General features: G+C 58.8%; 18 protein-coding genes and 1 tRNA gene. 10 read left to right on the top strand and 9 right to left on the bottom strand.

The window, feature by feature from the left end; genetic code table 11:
• Positions 1-26: 26 nt before the first annotated feature.
• The 5 genes from ACR1XY_RS04100 to ACR1XY_RS04080 all read right to left on the bottom strand — a co-directional run bounded on the left by ACR1XY_RS04100 (position 27) and on the right by ACR1XY_RS04080 (position 4,144).
• On the bottom strand, positions 27-1,916 hold the full coding sequence (locus tag ACR1XY_RS04100) for a PhoX family protein (RefSeq protein ID WP_480590138.1): 1,890 nt from the start codon (positions 1,914-1,916) through the stop codon (positions 27-29).
• Positions 1,917-1,994: 78 nt separating this feature from the next.
• The gene (locus ACR1XY_RS04095) at positions 1,995-2,375 is read right to left on the bottom strand and encodes a hypothetical protein (protein ID WP_480590137.1); all 381 of its coding nucleotides are present in this window, start codon (positions 2,373-2,375) and stop codon (positions 1,995-1,997) included.
• 312 nt (positions 2,376-2,687) lie between these two features.
• On the bottom strand, positions 2,688-3,110 hold the full coding sequence (locus ACR1XY_RS04090) for a hypothetical protein (RefSeq protein ID WP_480590135.1): 423 nt from the start codon (positions 3,108-3,110) through the stop codon (positions 2,688-2,690).
• 147 nt (positions 3,111-3,257) lie between these two features.
• Entirely contained in the window at positions 3,258-3,551 is a 294-nt protein-coding gene (locus ACR1XY_RS04085) for a hypothetical protein (RefSeq protein ID WP_480590133.1), read from the bottom strand.
• A 470-nt stretch (positions 3,552-4,021) separates the two neighbouring features.
• Positions 4,022-4,144, bottom strand: a complete 123-nt coding sequence (locus ACR1XY_RS04080) for a hypothetical protein (RefSeq protein WP_480590131.1) — start codon at positions 4,142-4,144, stop codon at positions 4,022-4,024.
• 524 nt (positions 4,145-4,668) lie between these two features.
• Between ACR1XY_RS04080 and ACR1XY_RS04075 the strand changes: the two genes are divergently transcribed.
• From ACR1XY_RS04075 to ACR1XY_RS04030, 10 genes are all read left to right on the top strand, one after another.
• A complete protein-coding gene (locus tag ACR1XY_RS04075) occupies positions 4,669-4,842 on the top strand; it encodes a hypothetical protein (RefSeq protein ID WP_480590129.1) in 174 nt (57 codons plus the stop codon).
• Positions 4,843-4,890: 48 nt separating this feature from the next.
• Entirely contained in the window at positions 4,891-5,208 is a 318-nt protein-coding gene (locus tag ACR1XY_RS04070) for a hypothetical protein (RefSeq protein WP_480590128.1), read from the top strand.
• Positions 5,196-5,474, top strand: a complete 279-nt coding sequence (locus ACR1XY_RS04065) for a GntR family transcriptional regulator (RefSeq protein ID WP_480590126.1) — start codon at positions 5,196-5,198, stop codon at positions 5,472-5,474. The genes ACR1XY_RS04070 and ACR1XY_RS04065 overlap by 13 nt, the downstream gene beginning before the upstream one ends.
• Before the next feature lie 118 nt (positions 5,475-5,592).
• A complete protein-coding gene (locus ACR1XY_RS04060; protein ID WP_480590124.1) occupies positions 5,593-5,997 on the top strand; it encodes an SIS domain-containing protein in 405 nt (134 codons plus the stop codon).
• Positions 5,998-6,162: 165 nt separating this feature from the next.
• Positions 6,163-6,366, top strand: a complete 204-nt coding sequence (locus ACR1XY_RS04055; protein ID WP_480590122.1) for a hypothetical protein — start codon at positions 6,163-6,165, stop codon at positions 6,364-6,366.
• Positions 6,363-7,499, top strand: coding sequence for an N-acetylglucosamine-6-phosphate deacetylase (gene nagA / locus ACR1XY_RS04050; RefSeq protein WP_480590120.1), 1,137 nt, complete (start codon positions 6,363-6,365; stop codon positions 7,497-7,499). The genes ACR1XY_RS04055 and nagA overlap by 4 nt, the downstream gene beginning before the upstream one ends.
• Before the next feature lie 106 nt (positions 7,500-7,605).
• A tRNA-Gly gene (locus ACR1XY_RS04045) sits at positions 7,606-7,680 on the top strand.
• 128 nt (positions 7,681-7,808) lie between these two features.
• A complete protein-coding gene (locus ACR1XY_RS04040) occupies positions 7,809-9,629 on the top strand; it encodes an ABC transporter transmembrane domain-containing protein (protein ID WP_480590119.1) in 1,821 nt (606 codons plus the stop codon).
• A gap of 156 nt (positions 9,630-9,785) precedes the next feature.
• A complete protein-coding gene (locus tag ACR1XY_RS04035) occupies positions 9,786-11,675 on the top strand; it encodes an acyl-CoA synthetase (RefSeq protein ID WP_480590117.1) in 1,890 nt (629 codons plus the stop codon).
• A gap of 13 nt (positions 11,676-11,688) precedes the next feature.
• Positions 11,689-12,612 carry an alpha/beta hydrolase gene (locus ACR1XY_RS04030; RefSeq protein WP_480590115.1) on the top strand — a complete coding sequence of 308 codons (924 nt, stop codon included), beginning with the start codon at positions 11,689-11,691 and terminating at the stop codon, positions 12,610-12,612.
• Between the two features lie 4 nt (positions 12,613-12,616).
• Here the strand turns inward: ACR1XY_RS04030 and ACR1XY_RS04025 are convergent, their stop codons facing one another.
• From ACR1XY_RS04025 to ACR1XY_RS04010, 4 genes are all read right to left on the bottom strand, one after another.
• Positions 12,617-13,453: an alkaline phosphatase family protein gene (locus ACR1XY_RS04025; protein ID WP_480590113.1), complete on the bottom strand. Its 837-nt coding sequence runs from the start codon at positions 13,451-13,453 to the stop codon at positions 12,617-12,619.
• 142 nt (positions 13,454-13,595) lie between these two features.
• Positions 13,596-15,233, bottom strand: coding sequence for an ABC transporter ATP-binding protein (locus ACR1XY_RS04020; protein ID WP_480590111.1), 1,638 nt, complete (start codon positions 15,231-15,233; stop codon positions 13,596-13,598).
• On the bottom strand, positions 15,230-16,045 hold the full coding sequence (locus ACR1XY_RS04015) for an ABC transporter permease (protein ID WP_170400626.1): 816 nt from the start codon (positions 16,043-16,045) through the stop codon (positions 15,230-15,232). The genes ACR1XY_RS04020 and ACR1XY_RS04015 overlap by 4 nt, the downstream gene beginning before the upstream one ends.
• On the bottom strand, positions 16,045-17,001 hold the full coding sequence (locus tag ACR1XY_RS04010; RefSeq protein ID WP_480590109.1) for an ABC transporter permease: 957 nt from the start codon (positions 16,999-17,001) through the stop codon (positions 16,045-16,047). Before ACR1XY_RS04010 ends, ACR1XY_RS04015 begins: the two co-directional genes overlap by 1 nt.
• Positions 17,002-17,014 lie beyond the last annotated feature (13 nt).

The following is a 17,014-nucleotide window of genomic DNA, read 5'->3' as shown; positions in this document are numbered from 1 at the left end:
CTAGGTCGGAGGCGTTTTCGTATGGCTTACCCAACCAGACCGCTATCGGCGCGTTTGATCGTGATCACTGAGGAGCGAGGTGTGCCGCCATCGGGCCAGTTGCTGCCCGGGTGCTGGATACCGACAAACATGGTGCGCAGGTCACTGGACCATGCCAGACCGGTGACTTCGCAGCCATTCGGGCCGGTCATGAAGCGCGCGATCTCACCGGTGACCGGATCACCAACCAGCATCTGGTTGTTGCCGTGACCTGCAAAATCATCCTCGTTTTCGTCATTGCCGTCGGTCTGGATCCAGACCAGGCCGGTCGAGTCGATGGCCATGCCGTCGGGCGAATTGAACAGGTTGCCCTCGTTCACGTTCTGCGAACCGGCGCGATCGTCGGAATGCACGGTCGGGTTTCCGGCCATGACATACAGGTCCCAGTCAAAAGTTTCAGCGGCGTGGTCGTTATTCGCAGGGCGCCATCTCACGATCTGACCGTATTTGTTGGCCTCGCGCGGGTTAGGTCCGTTGACCGAGGTATCGTCACCCCCGGCATTCGGCTTGACGCCCCGGTTCTTGTTGTTGGTCAGGCAGCAGTATGCCTCGACCACGACCGGGCTGGAGGCGACCCATTCCGGACGATCCATGGTGGTGCCGCCGGCCTTGGATGCGGCCATTCGGGTAAAGATCGCGATCTCTGCGTCTTCCATGCCGGTTGTTTCCGGTGTCAGGGGCAACCACGCACCGGTCGCGTCATCATTGAACTTGGCGACGTAAAGCGTGCCATCGTTCAGCAGACTCTCGGTCTCGCCACCCGGCCGGTAGGTGCCGTTCGAGACAAACTTGTACAGGTATTCACCGCGCTCATCGTCGCCCATATAGACAACCACGCGGCCATCGGCAGCAAGTGTCACCTCGGCATTTTCGTGCTTGAAGCGGCCCAGACCGGTGTGCTTGACCGGTGTTTTGTCCGGCTTGGTCGGGTCAATTTCAACGATCCAGCCGGCGCGGTGCGGCTCATTCGGGTTTTTCGAGGTGTCGAAACGCGGATCAAAGAACTCGTAGCCGTTCCAGCTTTCGGCCTTGATACCGTACCGTGCCATGCCATCCGCGACCTTCTGATCATAGCTGGCATTCCCGTCAGACGAGCCGAAATAGCCATTAAAGTTCTCTTCGCAAGTCAGGTAAGTGCCCCAAGGTGTCTTGCCCGCACCACAGTTATTCATTGTCCCCAGCGATGTGGTCCCGGTCGGGTCGGCCTCGGTCTTCAGCAGATCGTGACCAGCCGCCGGGCCAACGATCTTCATGGGCGTGTTATGGTGGATGCGACGATTGAAGGGGCTGTCCTTGACAACTGACCAACCATCGGGGCCTTCGGTGATTTCCATGACGGTGACGCCCTGGATGTTTTGCAGCTTCAGAACGTCATCGGCATTGGCTGGCACGCCTTCATTCGCGGCGGGCAGGTTGATCTTGCGGTTCGGGTATTCGTGGTTGATCGCGATCAGTTCGTGACCCTGGAACGAGAACGTCTCCATTCCGTCGGTGTTTTCACCAAACACGCGGTCTGATTTCTCGATCGCACCACCGTCGGTCAGGTCATAACCATCGGCGTCGGAAAACAACGGGTCGCCCCAACGCATCAGCATTTTCCATTCGTACCCTTCCGGGACGTGCACGGTGCCGTCGGTTTGCGCTGCAATCGGAGTGAACGCAAAGCGCGAGGCGGTTTGCGCCTGCGCCGAGGTGGACCCCATCAGGCCCGCACCCATGGCCGCTGCACCCGAGCCAAAGGCCAACACGCCGCCCAGAAAACCACGCCGCGATATGGCGCTTTCAACAACGTGGTCAAAGTCGTTATCCTCTGGGCGGGGAAAGTGCAGCTCGTCCCAGTCGTCGGCAGACAAAGTGGTGGGGTCAACGTTGTTCATGGATGGCTCCTGGCGGTCATATGAAAAGTGTTGAATCGGATGTAGTGCGTCTTTGTGACAAGTTGTTGACAGCACTAGTTAGGACGCTGCTTGGGTCATCGGGAAAGGGGTTCTTTCAGGTTTATAAAACAAGCCAAAACCCACCCGCTGCATGGTGGATGAGGGCATCGGACAAAGATCGCCTTTACGCGTAGCCGCTCCTCGGCGCAGTTGTTGGTCTGCCGGGGCGATTCGATAGGCCTTGTAGGCCGAAATGCCGAATCTCAGTTCCTGACTTTCTACGATTGCGAGTTGACCGAACCGTTGTGCCGTTGCTGTATGGTCCCGCAACCTTGTGATGACGTTTGTGTATCTTCTCAGTTTTTCGGCGTGGTTTACGCAAACAGCCAACGGACCTTCATCGAACAGGAACAAGTCTTCGGGTTGGCTGCCGATGGTGTTCAGCCTTTCAGCAGCCATTTGGGCAGGAAGTTCCTCGACAGAGACCTCGGAAAACCGGCAACAAACTGGTTGGAGAGGTTGTTGTACAGCTCCGTCAGGTGCCGACCTGTGCCACCCGCCCGTCTTGTAGTACGACCAGCGTCATTAACTTGGTTCGGTCATGGGTGACACAAATCATGGGGATATCCAATGCTCAGTACTGGTTCGCAAATTCGATCCGCGTTCACACACAAAAGCTGGATTTGCCGCAGCCCGACAAAGACCACAAGTTTTCCGTCCTCGACCGTCAGGAATATGTCCTTCAGGACATGCACATTGCCGAAGCTTTTTTCACGTTTGTCCAGGCCAGAGTGGGCATGATTTGTACACTTGTAGAGAAACGGGTTGACCGGCGCGGGTACCTTCATCGCCGCCCAGACAAATGGAGAGGGATTGGACGGTGTCATTCCCATGGCGCGTCAAGTCGTTGGTTACAGAATTGGTGCGCAGAAAACAGGCCTGCTCGGCGTCACTCAGTTTCTGATGGTCGGGTTCATCGGGTATTTCGATGGTACGGTCTCTGTCGGTTTTGTGGATCAGCAATCTGCCGACCTTGGTATGGCTGTTGATATCGGTCGATGCGCCCTTATTGCTGACGGTGATTGAAACGGAACCGTTGGTCCAGGCAATACCTGTCACGAGAAATGCGGCCTCTGACATCACCAGGGACCTTCTGGCCTCGTACCGACCGACCGAGCTTTTATCGAAGGCCATCTGGAACGGGCCGCGCGTCGGTGATCTGGTTCATCGTGTCCACGTAATGCACTTTACATGCCGCGGCAGGCGAGGCGGTTTGCATCAACGCGTTTCGCAATTCCCGCTCCGGACTCGAGGATTGTTGATTCCGGTACAGGCGGAATATCAGGGTCTGCATAGATCGCATGCCTTGGCGATCAGGCGCATCCACGAGGGATGGTGGCGCAGGATATACCCTGCGACCGGCTTGCGGTTCAGCCAAATGGATGTTTCGACCATGCGCCGTGCACGCCATGTCGGAAAAATCTCAGCGGCTTTGAATTTCTTGGTGTCTTCGTTCATGCCGATACAGATTTCGGTGTTGTCCGAGAAACAACAGGTGACACCCGCATCGCGGATCAACGGCTTGAATGCGCCATACTGAAATCGGCCTTCGTATTGAAGCCCAAGATTTGCCACGACCCGGCGGGAAAGATTGCAGCCCGGTCCTTATCGGTCATTATTTTGCTAAGCGGTGAACAGCACCTGACGGCTTGCCTCGCCCTTCCATTCGTTCGGGCCGATGGCGGTGGAGATGGGTTCCGTTCTCAGTGATCTTGTCAAGTGCGGCAAAGAACTCATCCTCAGTGGTGCTGGGAACTTCACTGTGGATTTCGGCGAGGGCATTCCGGTAGATGAAACCGTGGATCGCCGAGGCCATCGGAACGCAGAAACTTACTGCGCATCATCTGTCTGTCACGCCAGTTTCGCCACGTCCGAGAGATTGCTCATCGCCTCGACCTCGGACAGATCGATCAGGTGGCCGCCCCAGACAGTGCCAGAAAGATTTAGAACGGGCGGCAGGTGATCAGGTCGCCGACCGAATCCGCGTCGCGTTTCGAGTTCAGAACGGCGTTGTATTCTGCCGGGGCCGAGGGGATGAACTGATCCTAGATGCCGGGGTGTTTGGCTTCGAATGCGGGGAGTATCTGGTCCTGCCGCGGGGTCAGGTCATCGTTGCGCCAGCTTCCGTTGGTCAACGTCAAGTCCTTGGCAAATGCGCTTGTGGCCATCTGGGTTGTGTCCAGCGAGGCCAGCATAAGGCTTCAGTGTGTCATTGTCCTTTGGATTTGCTTGTCGTTTTCAGTTTTGCGCCAGTACGGCGGACACAAGCCCGTCGGGTACTTGCAATCGCATACAGGCATCCGTGGGCGACAAGCCCTACGCGTCACGGACGTGGTGGCCTCAGCGATCTGCGACTCGGTCAACGCGCGCCATGCGCTGACCAGATTGCATGAGGTCAGCTATTTTTCGTCAAGGTGCAGGTGTCCAATTTGCGGGGGCATCAAGTGCCCCCGTTTGTTCGCCATAAGATATCTATGTGAGACCACCTGTCCTGGTTCTTCTTTCTCCTTGAAATTTTGGAACTATTTTTGCCAATTTTCGGGAAAAATAACTGTGGCTTTCGGGGCGTGTGAGCATTCTTAGTCTTAAAAGGTGTTGTAATGGTATTGTTCTGGCCGAGTCTTGAGATAGGGCGGAATTAGCGGTTGATGGCGGCGGAAGGCGCTGCCGGGTGGCTTGTGAGGCCAATGACATGAATCGTTGTGTTGAAGCCGGGGCCGCCAATGTCTCACCCAGTTTTGACAGGATGCTCGTGCATATTCGGGGCGGGCTTGATGCCTTGTCCCGGCAGATTGGGGCTGACATCGACGACCAGTACGTCTGGCCCGCATTGCTGGTCTTGCGGGTGTTGCCGGTGCCGCCCTAGCCTGGCGTTTAGGCGATACGCAGGGCCTGACCTGCGCGCGGGTCGAAAATGACTGCCCCGCCGCGGAAACTGTTGGCCGATCTGCGTGGTGCGGCGGGCCTCTCGTCTTTCGCCGGGTTTGCGAGGCCTGCGCAGATCGGTGGGGTTGCTACCGCAATCTCAGCTTCCGCACAGGCTGGTAACTCTGTTGCCGTAGAGGTTTTGCAAGCCATGGCCGATTGCATCGCCGAAACCGCGAAATGGCAGGGCTGGCAATCGGGTGAGGCGATCTGCCCGGCCGGTGGCGAAATCCCGGAAAAAGCCCGCTTTATGTCCAGTTGTGTCTCCGGCTGCAAGAGGGGCTCGATACCAGAGTGCTGGCTCTGAACGCCGTGCTGCCCTCGGAACGGGAACTGGTCAAGATCACCGATCTGTCACGGGTTACCGTGCGCAAAGCGATAAAGGACCTGGTTCAGAAGGGCGTGACTGAGCAGCGGCAGGGCTCGGGCTCGTTCTTTTGTGAGCGCGCGCTGCGGGTGGAGCAATCGCTGACGCATCTGACATCTTTTTCCGAGGGCATGTCGATTCGAGGTGCGCTACATCCTCGTAATGGCAGGAGCGCGGTGTCTTTACGCCCCCCCCGCAGAAGTTGAGGCGTTGAGCCTGAAAGACGGTGAACAGATTTTCCACATCCATCGCCTGCGTGAGGCTGAGTTGCTGCTGAACCTGCTCGCTGCCCCGGTCGGGCCGTCGGTCAGCTCGATCTAGGGTGTGGGTCTGCGGGTCAAGGGGCGTTGTGCCTGTCGGTGCCCGGTTGGGACAAAGCAAGGGTTTTTTAGGCATGACACGGTTCTTGAAATCCGGGGGCGGGTAATCGTCGCCATCACCAATGACGAAAGCTCGCGACTGGCCGGGATGACCGACGCGGTGCTGCCTGTGCACGAGGGGCCGGAACTGAGCGTGGCCGCGACCAAGACTATTGTCACCTCTTTGGTGGTTGGGCTTTGGTTGCAGGCAGAGATCAGGGGCGACAGTGAATTGTCCGGCGCGATCCAGTCCATACCGGGGCATTTGGCGCGGGCCGCGCCATGTGACTGGACGGAGGTGGCCGAGGCGATAACGGGTGTGTCGCTGTTTACGCTGGGCTGCGGTCCGTCCTTTGCGATGTCCAACTAGGCCGCGCTGAAAATCAAGAAAACCTTCCAGATTCAAGCCGGAAGTTATTCGGTCGCCGAAGCCTTGCATGGGCCGGGTTCGATCGCGGAAAAGGGGCTCCCCACTATTGTCTCCACTGCATGAGATGCGGCAGAACAGATTACAGCCGATGCTGCAGATACTCTCGTGGTCAAAGGGGCTGCGGTTTTTGCGTCAACCGACAAGGCGAAACGCGCTCAGAGCCTGCCGGTCACACGAACCGATCATTGGCTGACGGATCCCATTGCCACCATCACCTCTTTTTACGGTATGGTCGAGGCCGTGGCCCGCGCCGGTGGAACCGACCCTGACGCGCCGCGCCATCTGAGAAAGGTGACAGAGAAAGTATGACCTCAGGTTCAGTGACATTTCGCAATGGGGCCCTGTTTGATGGCGGGCGCCTGCATTTCGGCCAGGCGATTGTTTTTCGCGACGGTGCGCTGGCCGCGCTAGTGCCTGAGGAGCAGGCAACATCCGAAGGGCAGGTTATTGATCTGAACGGGGATATCCTATGCCCCGGGTATGTCGATCTGCAGGTCAATGGCGGCGATGGGGTGATGTTCAACGACGACCCCTCGGTCGGCACGATCCGACGAATTGCCGAGGCGCATCGCCGGTTGGGTGTGGCGTCCTTGCTGCCTACCCTGATTACAGACACGCCCGAGAAGACAAGGGCCGCCATCCAGGCCGCGATAGAGGCGGTGCATTCGGATGTTCCGGGCGTGGCCGGGCTGCACCTGGAGGGGCCGCACCTGTCCGCTGCGCGTAAGGGAGCACATGACGGGGCGCTGATCCGCCCGATGGAGGATGCAGTCGTGGCGGCCCTGATCGCGGCGGCGGGGGAACTGCCGTGCCTCATGGTGACCGTCGCGCCCGAATCCGTGTCCGAGCAACAGGTAAAGGTTTTATTCGATGCGGGTGTTCTGGTGTCGTTGGGCCATACCAACGCAGATTTCGCGACGTGCCAGCGTTATGCCATGGCAGGTGCGCGCTGTGTGACGCATCTGTTCAATGCCATGAGCCAACTGGGCAGCCGCGAACCGGGTCTGGTCGGTGCGGCACTGGCCAATGGCGGCTTGTCAGCGGGGCTGATCGCCGACGGTATCCATGTTCACCCCGAGGTGATGCGCGCTGCGTGGGCCGCTAAAACCGCGCCAGGTCAAATTTTTTTGGTCAGCGACGCGATGGCCGTTGCGGGCACGGATCAGAACGCGTTCGAACTGGAAGGCCGCCGAATTGCGCGGACAGATGGGCGGTTGACGCTTGAGGACGGAACACTGGCCGGGGCCGATCTGGACCTGACTACGGCCATCCGCAATCTTGTTACTCAGGTGGGGGTGCCACTGCAGGAGGCGCTGGTCGCTGCAACGACCTATCCGGCGTCACTGATCGGCCAAACGGCTGCGCAGCCGCTGCAATATGAGTCGATGATCCGGATTTCGTCTGATCTCGACACATGTGACTGGCTTCCGGCGCAGGCGTAGCACGGCCACTATTCACGGTTCGCCAAGGCTGTGCACAGAAATTGGAATCCACCGTCGAACGGCGCTTGACGGCGTCAGGCGCATCGCTTAAACCGACCTGCGCTGAGCGGGCGTCGTATACTGGCTATTACCTCAGCCTTCCAAGCTGATGAAGCGGGTTCGATTCCCGCCGCCCGCTCCAAGTCAGCCCTGAAATTCTGCGTCAAATGGCCCTGAGAAGGGATCAATTTGCGATGCGCAGCTTGACCCGGCGGTGCGCTGCCGCCAAGAAGCGGGCAAACGAACGCGAACATGAGTTAAGGGCCAAGCATGGCAAGAAGAGCCTCAGCCAGTCCAGCACAACAATCCGCACCGGGCGCCAGCGAAGAGCGCGCGGGCTCCAAGAAAATTGGCGTTCTGGCTTCACTCTGGCCGTTCATGCGGCCATACCGGTTGTTGATGATCGGTGCGACGCTGGCGCTGGTGTTGACCGCCAGCATGACGCTGACGCTGCCGCTGGCCGTGCGCCGCGTGGTCGATAATTTCCGTATCGAAGATGGAGAACTGCTGGATTGGTACTTTCTGGCGGCGCTAGGCATTGCCGCCGTATTGGCCGTAGGCACAGGCTTGCGCTATGCGCTGGTGACCCGTTTGGGGGAACGCGTGGTGGCCGATATCCGCAAGGCGGTGTTCGATCGCGTTATCGGCATGAGCCCCGAGTTTTATGAACGCATCATGACAGGAGAGGTTCTGAGCCGGATCACCACCGACACGACCCTGATTCAGTCGGTTTTGGGCTCGTCCGTCTCTATCGCGTTGCGGAACGTGCTGTTGTTCCTGGGCGGTCTGGTGCTGATGTTGCTGACTTCGGCCAAGCTGACCGGCATGGTGATGTTGCTGATCCCGATTGTGGTGGTGCCGATTCTGCTGCTGGGGCGGCGTCTGCGCGTGATCAGTCGGGAAAACCAGGACTGGATCGCGGCCTCGTCCGGCAACGCGGGCGAGGCGCTGAGCGCGGTGCAAACGGTGCAGGCCTTCACCCACGAGCAAGCCAGCCGCAAGCAGTTCGATGACATGACCGAGACCTCTTATACTGTCTCGCTGCGCCGAATTCAGACCCGCGCGGTTCTTACGGTCATCGTAATTTTTCTGGTGTTCACCGGCATCGTCGGCGTGCTGTGGATGGGTGCGAATGACGTTCGCAACGGCGTAATGACCGAAGGTGTTCTGATCCAGTTCGTGATCTACTCGATCATCATGGCGGGGTCCGTCGCAGCCCTGTCGGAAATCTGGAGCGAGTTGCAGCGCGCCGCCGGCGCGACCGAGCGTCTGGTCGAGCTGCTGAACACGCAGGACACGGTCAACGACCCGGCCAACCCGACCGCGCTGCCGTCGCCGGTTCGTGGCGAGATTCGATTTGACGATGTGATTTTCCGCTATCCGTCGCGCCCCGATGTCGTGGCGCTTGAGCATCTCACGCTTCAGGTCAACCCGGGTGAGACTGTAGCGTTTGTTGGCCCATCCGGGGCGGGTAAGACAACCGTCATCCAGATGATTCAACGGTTCTATGACCCGGCCTCGGGGCAGGTCAGGCTGGATGGCGTCGATTTGCGAGACATCGACCGGGCCGACTTCCGCCGCTATATGGCGCTGGTGCCGCAGGACCCGATCATCTTTGCCACCTCAGCGCGCGAAAACATCCGCTTTGGCCGTCTGGATGCCTCGGATGCCGAGGTCGAGGCCGCCGCCCGCGCCGCGGCTGCGCATGATTTTATCTCGGCGCTGCCCGAGGGCTATGACAGTTTCGTCGGTGAGCGCGGCGTGATGCTGTCGGGTGGGCAGAAACAGCGTATTGCCATCGCCCGCGCGATCCTGCGCGACGCGCCGGTTCTGCTGCTGGATGAGGCAACCTCGGCGCTGGATGCGGAAAGCGAACGTGCCGTTCAGGGGGCCGTAGATCAAATGCGCGCGGGCCGTACGACGCTGATCGTGGCACACCGGTTGGCGACGGTGAAAAAGGCCGACCGGATCGTGGTGATGGAGGCAGGTCAGATCGTGGCACAAGGTACCCATGACGATCTTGTGGCGCAGGATGGGCTCTATGCCCGTCTGGCGCGCCTGCAATTCACCGACGGATTGGCTGCCGAATAAAGTGACGCTGGGGCAAAACGACTAAGTCCGCAGCGTCATTCTACCTCTTTGCTGCCTTCACAGCTAATGCCTTTCTTGAACCTGCGTGGTTTTGCTTCCATCTTGGCGTGGATACGAAACCCGTGCGGGACACGGGAGAGATAAGGGAGGAACCACATGGCCTTTGTGGGTTTGGAAGACAAGGCGAGGATGGAGCAGGAAATGTCGTGGGAGGACCGCGATGTTCCGGTCACCTTCCACCAGTTGCTGTCGCGCACAGCAGACAAGTTCCCCAACAGCAACGCGATCAGTTTTCAGCTTTTGTCCGGCCCGACCGACAAGGCTGAGACGCTGACATGGTCCGAACTGCTGGGCAAGGTCAACCAGGCCGCCAATCTGTTCCGGTCGCTGGGTGTGGGCGAAAAGGACGTGGTCGCCTACGTGCTGCCCAATTGTAACGAGACGCTGATCACCATGATGGGCGGCGCGGTGGCCGGGATCGTCAACCCGATTAACCCGCTACTGGAACCCGAACAGATCGCCGCGATCCTGCGCGAGACCGGCGCCAAGGTGGTGGTGACGCTGAAATCCTTCCCCAAGACCGATGTGGCGCAAAAGGTCGAAGAGGCGGTGCGACACGCACCCAAGGTCAATACCATTCTTGAGATTGACCTCAACCGGTATCTGACACCGCCGAAATCCTGGCTCGTGCCTTTCCTGCGCCCCAAGATGGGTGACAAGGAACATCTGGCCCATGCGGATTATAAGAATTTCAATCAGGAGCTGGCCAAGCAACCCACGACGCTGACCTTCGAAGACAGCAAGGAAGACCGTGTTGCCTGTTACTTCCATACCGGCGGTACCACGGGTATGCCCAAAGTGGCGCAGCACAAGTATTCGGGTCTGATCTATAACGGCTGGCTTGGTCATACACTGCTGTTCTCGGACGAAGACGTCATCATGTGCCCGCTGCCCATGTTCCACGTGTTTGCCGTCCATGTGATCGTGATGGCGGCGGTGTCGTCGGGCGCGCATGTGGTCTTCCCGACCCCTGCCGGCTATCGTGGCGACGGCGTGTTCGATAATTTCTGGAAGCTGATCGAACGCTGGAAAGTGTCCTTCATCATCACCGTGCCCACAGCTATTGCCGCCAAGATGCAGCGCCCGGTGGACGCGGATATCTCAACCGTGAAAACAGCGTTCTCGGGCTCGGCTCCGCTGCCCGTCGAACTGTTCCGCCGCTTTGAAGAAGCCACGGGCGTGACCATCGTCGAAGGCTATGGTCTGACCGAGGCAACCTGTTTGGTGTCATGCAACCCGGTGGATGGGGAAAAGAAAATCGGCTCGATCGGGATTCCGTTCCCCTATACGGATGTCAAAATCCTACAAAACGGGCCGGACGGCCCCAAGGAATGCGATGCAGATGAGATTGGTGAGATCTGTATTTCGAATCCCGGTGTCTATGCGGGCAACACCTATACCGAGGTCGATAAGAATGTGGACCTCTATCATTTCGACAAATACCTGCGCACCGGTGACCTGGGCCGGTTTGACGAGGATGGGTATCTGTGGATTACGGGTCGTGCCAAGGATCTGATCATCCGTGGCGGACACAACATCGACCCGGCTGAGATCGAAGAGGCCCTGCTGGGTCACGACGCCGTCGCCTTTGCCGGGGCCATCGGCCAGCCCGACGCCTATTCCGGCGAAGTGCCTTGCGCTTTTGTCGAACTGGTCGACGGTGCCAGCGTGACCGAGAAGGAGCTGATGGAGTATTGCAGCGTGCATGTCCATGAGCGCGCGGCACAGCCCAAGCACATGACTATTCTGGACGAGCTGCCGAAAACCGCCGTGGGAAAGGTGTTCAAGCCTGAGCTTCGCAAACAGGCAATCACCCGCATCTATAACGGCGCGCTTGAAAAAGCCGAGTTGGATGCGCGCGTTGTCTCGGTGATCGACGATAAGAAACGCGGGCTTGTCGCGCAGCTTGACGCCAACGGTTCATCGGACGACGATGTCGGGAAAGTGCTGGGATCTTTCACCCGGCCATGGGAATGGGCTACCTGACCGCGGAGGGACAATGGATTATGAACGTCTGATCGATGAAGAAACCTGGGCGTTCATAAGGCGAACGGCTGAAAGCTATCCTGACAACGCGGTTGATCTAAAAATCGAAGATCAGCGCCGCGTCTATAACGAAATGTGTCAGGAATTTCGCCAACCCCGGCCTCCGGGTCTGGATGTGCAGGACGGGTCCGCTGATGGCGTGCCTGTCCGGGTTTATACCGCCGGAGATCCAACACGAACCGTCGTCTATTTTCATGGCGGTGGTTTTGTTGTCGGTGGGCTAGACAGCCACGACGACGTCTGCGCCGAGATTTGCACGCAGACCGGTTATCGGGTTGTTGCCGTCGACTACCGCCTTTGCCCCGAGCATGTGCATCCAGCGCAGTTTGAGGACAGCTGGACCGCTGTCAACTGGGTGGTCGCGGAATTCGAAGACCCTCTGGTTCTGGCTGGAGACAGCGCGGGGGGCAATCTTGCGGCTGCGGTTGCACATTATGGCCGCGGGCGGCTTGAGCATGTGCTGGGCCAGGTTCTGATTTACCCCGGATTGGGCGGAGATACTTCAGCGGGGTCTTACATCGAACACGCGCACGCCCCGCTATTGACGCTTGAGGAAATCAAGTTCTACGAGAAGATACGCTGTGGCGGCACGGTTCCGCACAATGACCCGACCTTTGCGCCCTTGTGCGATACGAATTTCTCGAACTTGCCACCGACCATTGTCGTGACGGCGGATTGTGATCCGTTACGCGATGACGGGCCGATCTATTGCGAGCAGATCACAGCAGCTGGAGGGCGAGCACAATGGATCAACGAACCCGGACTCGTGCATGGTTACCTGCGGGCGCGAACCTCGGTGAAGCGCGCCGCAGACAGTTTTGAACGGATTTCGATCGCTATCGAAGCGTTGGGCCAAGAGGTTTGGCCCTACGACTGATCCCCTATTTCAGGAATGACACGGCCTTCATCGTTTCGGCAATCGGTGCGCCCATGCGGTTCAAGATCGTGGGGGCCAACTGTAGCTGGTCGATCACAGCGTCCACCTCGGGGCCTTTGGCATCGCCAAAGTAATACAGCGCGGTTTCCTGCTGCAACGGGCTGCGTCCGCCGTGGTGGCCGCGCTCATCCTGGCCGTGGTCGGCGGTGACGATGACCTCGTAGCCCAACTGCCGCCAGCGGGGGATGAAGGGGGCCAGCATTTCGTCCGCAACGAAACAGGCGTGGTCCATCTCTGGACAGTCGTGGTGGAATCGGTGCCCCATACTGTCCAGTGTGCAGGTGTGCAGGATGCCGTAATCCAGACCGAAACGCAGGCAAAGGTTGGTCAGAGACGCGAACAGGTCCACATCACAGGGCGTCATCTGATTGGCATTGCCGTAGCCCGTCATGGAGTGGAACCGGCCGTGGTTGATGGTCTTGCTGTCGGGCTCGTCATATTCGACATCGCGGACGTAATCGAACGGGTGGCGGTTGAAGAATTGCGACCAATAGCTGTGGGTGACCGCGCCGGTCACGCCGCCGGCCTCACGCACTTGGCTGAAAACGTCCTTATGGCTGAGGCGGAAGACATTGCCATTGCCGGTACAGCCATGCTCCTGCGGTGTAACGCCGGTGTGGATCGAGGCATAGCAACTGGCCGAGGTCGACGGAAGCACCGAACGCAGTTTCCAGACCTGCGCCTCGCCACTGTCGACCCAGCCTTCGAGGTTGCCGAACAACCGGCGAAAGTTGCGCCACGGGACGCCGTCCAGAATGATGAGGAGGAGTTTGCGGTCCATATTCTGACCCTTTTCTTTAACACTTCAGGCGAGCCTAGGGGATTCGCAACGTATGGGCTGCCAATTCGCGCCCCGAATTGCAAAATCCCGACACCTGTTTGTGACACGTGCCGGGATTTCGAAGCTTTTATGGGGACGGGGATCAGTTCCCGGCGCTTTCCATTTTTCGGTGGGCGACCACCTCTTCCAGCCAGCCCAGATGCATCTCGGGCACCGAGCTGAGCAGCAGGTCGGTATAGTCGTCGAACGGTGGGCTCAGCACCTCGCTCTTAGACCCGTACCGCGCCACGCGGCCCTGATACATCACCGCGATGCTGTCACTGATTGCACGGACCGTCGCCAGATCGTGGGTGATGAACAGGTAAGCCACATCCTCGATCTGCTGCAGATCCAGCAACAGCTTGAGGATGCCGTCCGCCACCAGCGGGTCCAACGCCGAGGTGACCTCGTCACAGATGATCAACTTGGGCTTGGCCGCCAGCGACCGCGCGATACAGACACGCTGTTTCTGACCGCCAGACAGCTCTGCCGGATAGCGATCGATGAACTTTTCGCCCAGTTCGATCTCATCCAGCAACTCGATAACCCGCTTGCGCTTTTCGGACCCGCGCAGGTTGAAGTAGAACTCCAACGGGCGGCCGATGATTGTGCCAACGGTCTGACGCGGGTTCATCGCAGTGTCTGCCATTTGATAGATCATCTGCAGCTCACGCACGTCTTCGCGGGAACGCCCTTTCAAATCGCGGCTCAGCTTGCGTCCGTTAAAGGTGATCTCTCCATCGCGCGGGGGCAACAGGCCGGTGATCACACGAGCCAGCGTGGACTTGCCCGAGCCGGATTCACCCACGACCGCCAGTGTCTGCCCCGGATGAAGCTCGACATTGACGTTGTGCAGCACGTCGAAGTTCAGACCCTTGTAGCGCGCGGTGATACCATCAACGCTCAGCACCGGTTCCGGTGTGGGCTTTTTCTCTTCGTGCTCAATCGACCGCACCGAGACCAGCGCCTTGGTATAGTCTTCCTGCGGGTTGTTGATGATCTGATCGGTGTTGCCGTATTCGACCGTATTGCCCATCCGCAGCACCATGATGTCGTCGCTCACCTGCGCCACAACTGCCAGATCGTGGGTGATGTAAAGCGCGGCAACGCCGGTCGCTGCGATGGCTTCCTTGATAGCCATCAAAACATCGATCTGAGTGGTCACGTCCAAGGCTGTGGTGGGTTCGTCGAACACCACCAGATCAGGCTCGGGGCACAGTGCAAGCGCCGTCATGCAACGCTGCAACTGACCGCCCGAAACCTGGTGCGGGTAGCGATCACCGATATTGTCCGGGTCAGGCAGACCCAGCTTGGCGAACAGCTCACGCGCGCGGCCTTCGGCCTCTTTGCGGGAGAATTTCTTCTGTTCGACTGCCGCTTCGACCACCTGATCCATGATCCTTTTGGCCGGGTTGAACGACGCGGCGGCGGATTGGGACACATAGGTGACCTCACCCCCGCGCAGTTTGCGGATATCCCCATGAGATGTTTTGAGTATATCGCGCCCGTTCACCCAGACCTCGCCACCGGTGATTTTCACACCACCCCGTCCATAGGCCATCGAGGCCAGACCGATGGTGGATTTTCCGGCACCGGATTCGCCGATCAGACCCAGCACCTTGCCGCGTTCGAGGTCAAAACTGACCCCGTGCACGATCTCGATGTCATGGGGCTTTTCGCCCGGTGGATAGACGGTCGCGCCGATCTTGAGGTCGCGGACCTTGAGAAGGATATCACTCATCCCCGGCCTCCTTTCAGCGATGTGGTACGGTTCAGGACCCAGTCAGCCACAAGGTTGACCGAGATGGCCAGCGTCGCGATGGCCACAGCGGGGTACAGCGCCGCGCCGATGCCATAGACGATGCCGTCCTTGTTTTCCTTTACGATGCCGCCCCAGTCCGCCAGCGGTGGCTGAACGCCTAGGCCCAGAAACGACAGGGTCGAGATGAACAGGACCATGAAGATGAACCGCAGCCCGAATTCAGCGACCAGAGGCGACAGGGCGTTGGGCAGGATTTCCCGGAAGATGATCCAGCCGCGACCTTCACCGCGCAGTTTAGCGGCTTCGACATAGTCCATCACGTTGATGTCTACGGCGACAGATCGCGACAGGCGATAGGGACGCGTGGCGTCCAGCAGGCCCATTACAAGGATCAGGATCGGAACGGTCACCGGAACAATCGCCAAGATAACCAGCGCCAGAATCAGCGTCGGGATCGACATGACCAGATCAACCGCCCGGCTGAGCACCTGATCGGCCCAACCGCCCAGCACGGCCGCTAGCAGACCCAGAGAGGTGCCGGTGACAAAGCTGAGGATCGTGGCTGCTGCGGCGATAAAGATGGTCGTGCGGCCACCGTAGATCATGCGGGTCAATAGATCGCGCCCGATATTGTCGGTGCCCAGCAGGTGCTCGGCGCTTGAGGGTTCCCATACATCGCCGACCACTTCGGCCATGCCGTAGGGGGCAATCAGCGGTGCGGTGAATGCCACGAAGAAGTAAAGCCCGGTAAAAAACAGACCGATCATGGCCGAAATAGGAATATTCTTCATCATTTCGGATGCCTCAGTCTTGGGTTGGCCAGGATCGACACGATATCGGCCACCATGTTCAGCCCGATATAGACAGCGGCGAAGACGACACCGCAGGCCAGAACTACCGGCACGTCACGTTTGGTCACCGAATCCACCAAGTATTGCCCCATGCCGGGGTAGACGAACACCACCTCGACCACGACGACACCCACGACCAGATAGGCCAGGTTCAGCATCACGACGTTGACAATCGGGGAGATTGCGTTGGGAAAGGCATGACGTGCAATGACCTGAAAGTTCGACAGGCCCTTCAGTTCGGCTGTCTCGATATATGCCGACTGCATCAGGTTCAGGATTGCAGCACGGGTCATTCGCATCATCTGCGCCAGAACCACCAGAGTCAGCACGAAAGCCGGTAACGCGATGGTATAGAGCTTTTCCCCGAAGGACATTGAATCATTGATCATAGCAAGCGAAGAAAACCATCCCAGTTTCACCGAGATGAAGTAGATCACCAGGTAGCCGATTAGGAATTCTGGGATCGACACTGTTGTAAGCGTGACGGCAGAGATCAATTTGTCCGGCCAGCGGTCGCGGTACCGGACGGCCAGCAAGCCCAGAAAGATGGCAAGTGGAACTGAGACGACAGCCGCCACACAGGCCAGAAACAGCGTGTTCCCCAGTCGTTTTCCAATGCTTTCCGCGATATCGAGTTTGTTGGTCAGGGACTGACCCAGATCACCCTGAAGAATGCCGCCCAGCCACTCGAAGTAACGGGTCAGGGCGGGGCGGTTGAGGCCCATCTCTTCGCGCAGGTTTGCCAAAGATTCGGGGGTTGCGGATTGACCAAGGACGGCTTGCGCGGCGTCCCCTGGAAGAGCTTCGGTGAGGCCGAAAATCAGAGCCGATGCGCCGAAGAGAAGCAGGAGACCCAGCGCAAGGCGCTGGGAAACCAGTTTGATGATGGGATGCATTGTCCTTGGCCTG

It is taken from the genome of Ruegeria sp. AD11(2025) (assembly GCF_056542405.1).
This window is presented reverse-complemented; position numbering and strand designations above follow the sequence as displayed.

Bases quoted from the DNA above. Each gene is read 5' to 3' on its own strand.
- ACR1XY_RS04100 (WP_480590138.1), bottom strand. From the start codon at position 1,916: ATGAACAACGTTGACCCCACCACTTTGTCTGCCGACGACTGGGACGAG.
- ACR1XY_RS04095 (WP_480590137.1), bottom strand. From the start codon at position 2,375: ATGGCTGCTGAAAGGCTGAACACCATCGGCAGCCAACCCGAAGACTTG.
- ACR1XY_RS04090 (WP_480590135.1), bottom strand. From the start codon at position 3,110: ATGGCCTTCGATAAAAGCTCGGTCGGTCGGTACGAGGCCAGAAGGTCC.
- ACR1XY_RS04080 (WP_480590131.1), bottom strand. From the start codon at position 4,144: ATGGCCACAAGCGCATTTGCCAAGGACTTGACGTTGACCAACGGAAGC.
- ACR1XY_RS04075 (WP_480590129.1), top strand. From the start codon at position 4,669: ATGAATCGTTGTGTTGAAGCCGGGGCCGCCAATGTCTCACCCAGTTTT.
- ACR1XY_RS04070 (WP_480590128.1), top strand. From the start codon at position 4,891: ATGACTGCCCCGCCGCGGAAACTGTTGGCCGATCTGCGTGGTGCGGCG.
- nagA (WP_480590120.1), top strand. From the start codon at position 6,363: ATGACCTCAGGTTCAGTGACATTTCGCAATGGGGCCCTGTTTGATGGC.
- ACR1XY_RS04040 (WP_480590119.1), top strand. From the start codon at position 7,809: ATGGCAAGAAGAGCCTCAGCCAGTCCAGCACAACAATCCGCACCGGGC.
- ACR1XY_RS04035 (WP_480590117.1), top strand. From the start codon at position 9,786: ATGGCCTTTGTGGGTTTGGAAGACAAGGCGAGGATGGAGCAGGAAATG.
- ACR1XY_RS04030 (WP_480590115.1), top strand. From the start codon at position 11,689: ATGGATTATGAACGTCTGATCGATGAAGAAACCTGGGCGTTCATAAGG.
- ACR1XY_RS04025 (WP_480590113.1), bottom strand. From the start codon at position 13,453: ATGGACCGCAAACTCCTCCTCATCATTCTGGACGGCGTCCCGTGGCGC.
- ACR1XY_RS04020 (WP_480590111.1), bottom strand. From the start codon at position 15,233: ATGAGTGATATCCTTCTCAAGGTCCGCGACCTCAAGATCGGCGCGACC.
- ACR1XY_RS04015 (WP_170400626.1), bottom strand. From the start codon at position 16,045: ATGAAGAATATTCCTATTTCGGCCATGATCGGTCTGTTTTTTACCGGG.
- ACR1XY_RS04010 (WP_480590109.1), bottom strand. From the start codon at position 17,001: ATGCATCCCATCATCAAACTGGTTTCCCAGCGCCTTGCGCTGGGTCTC.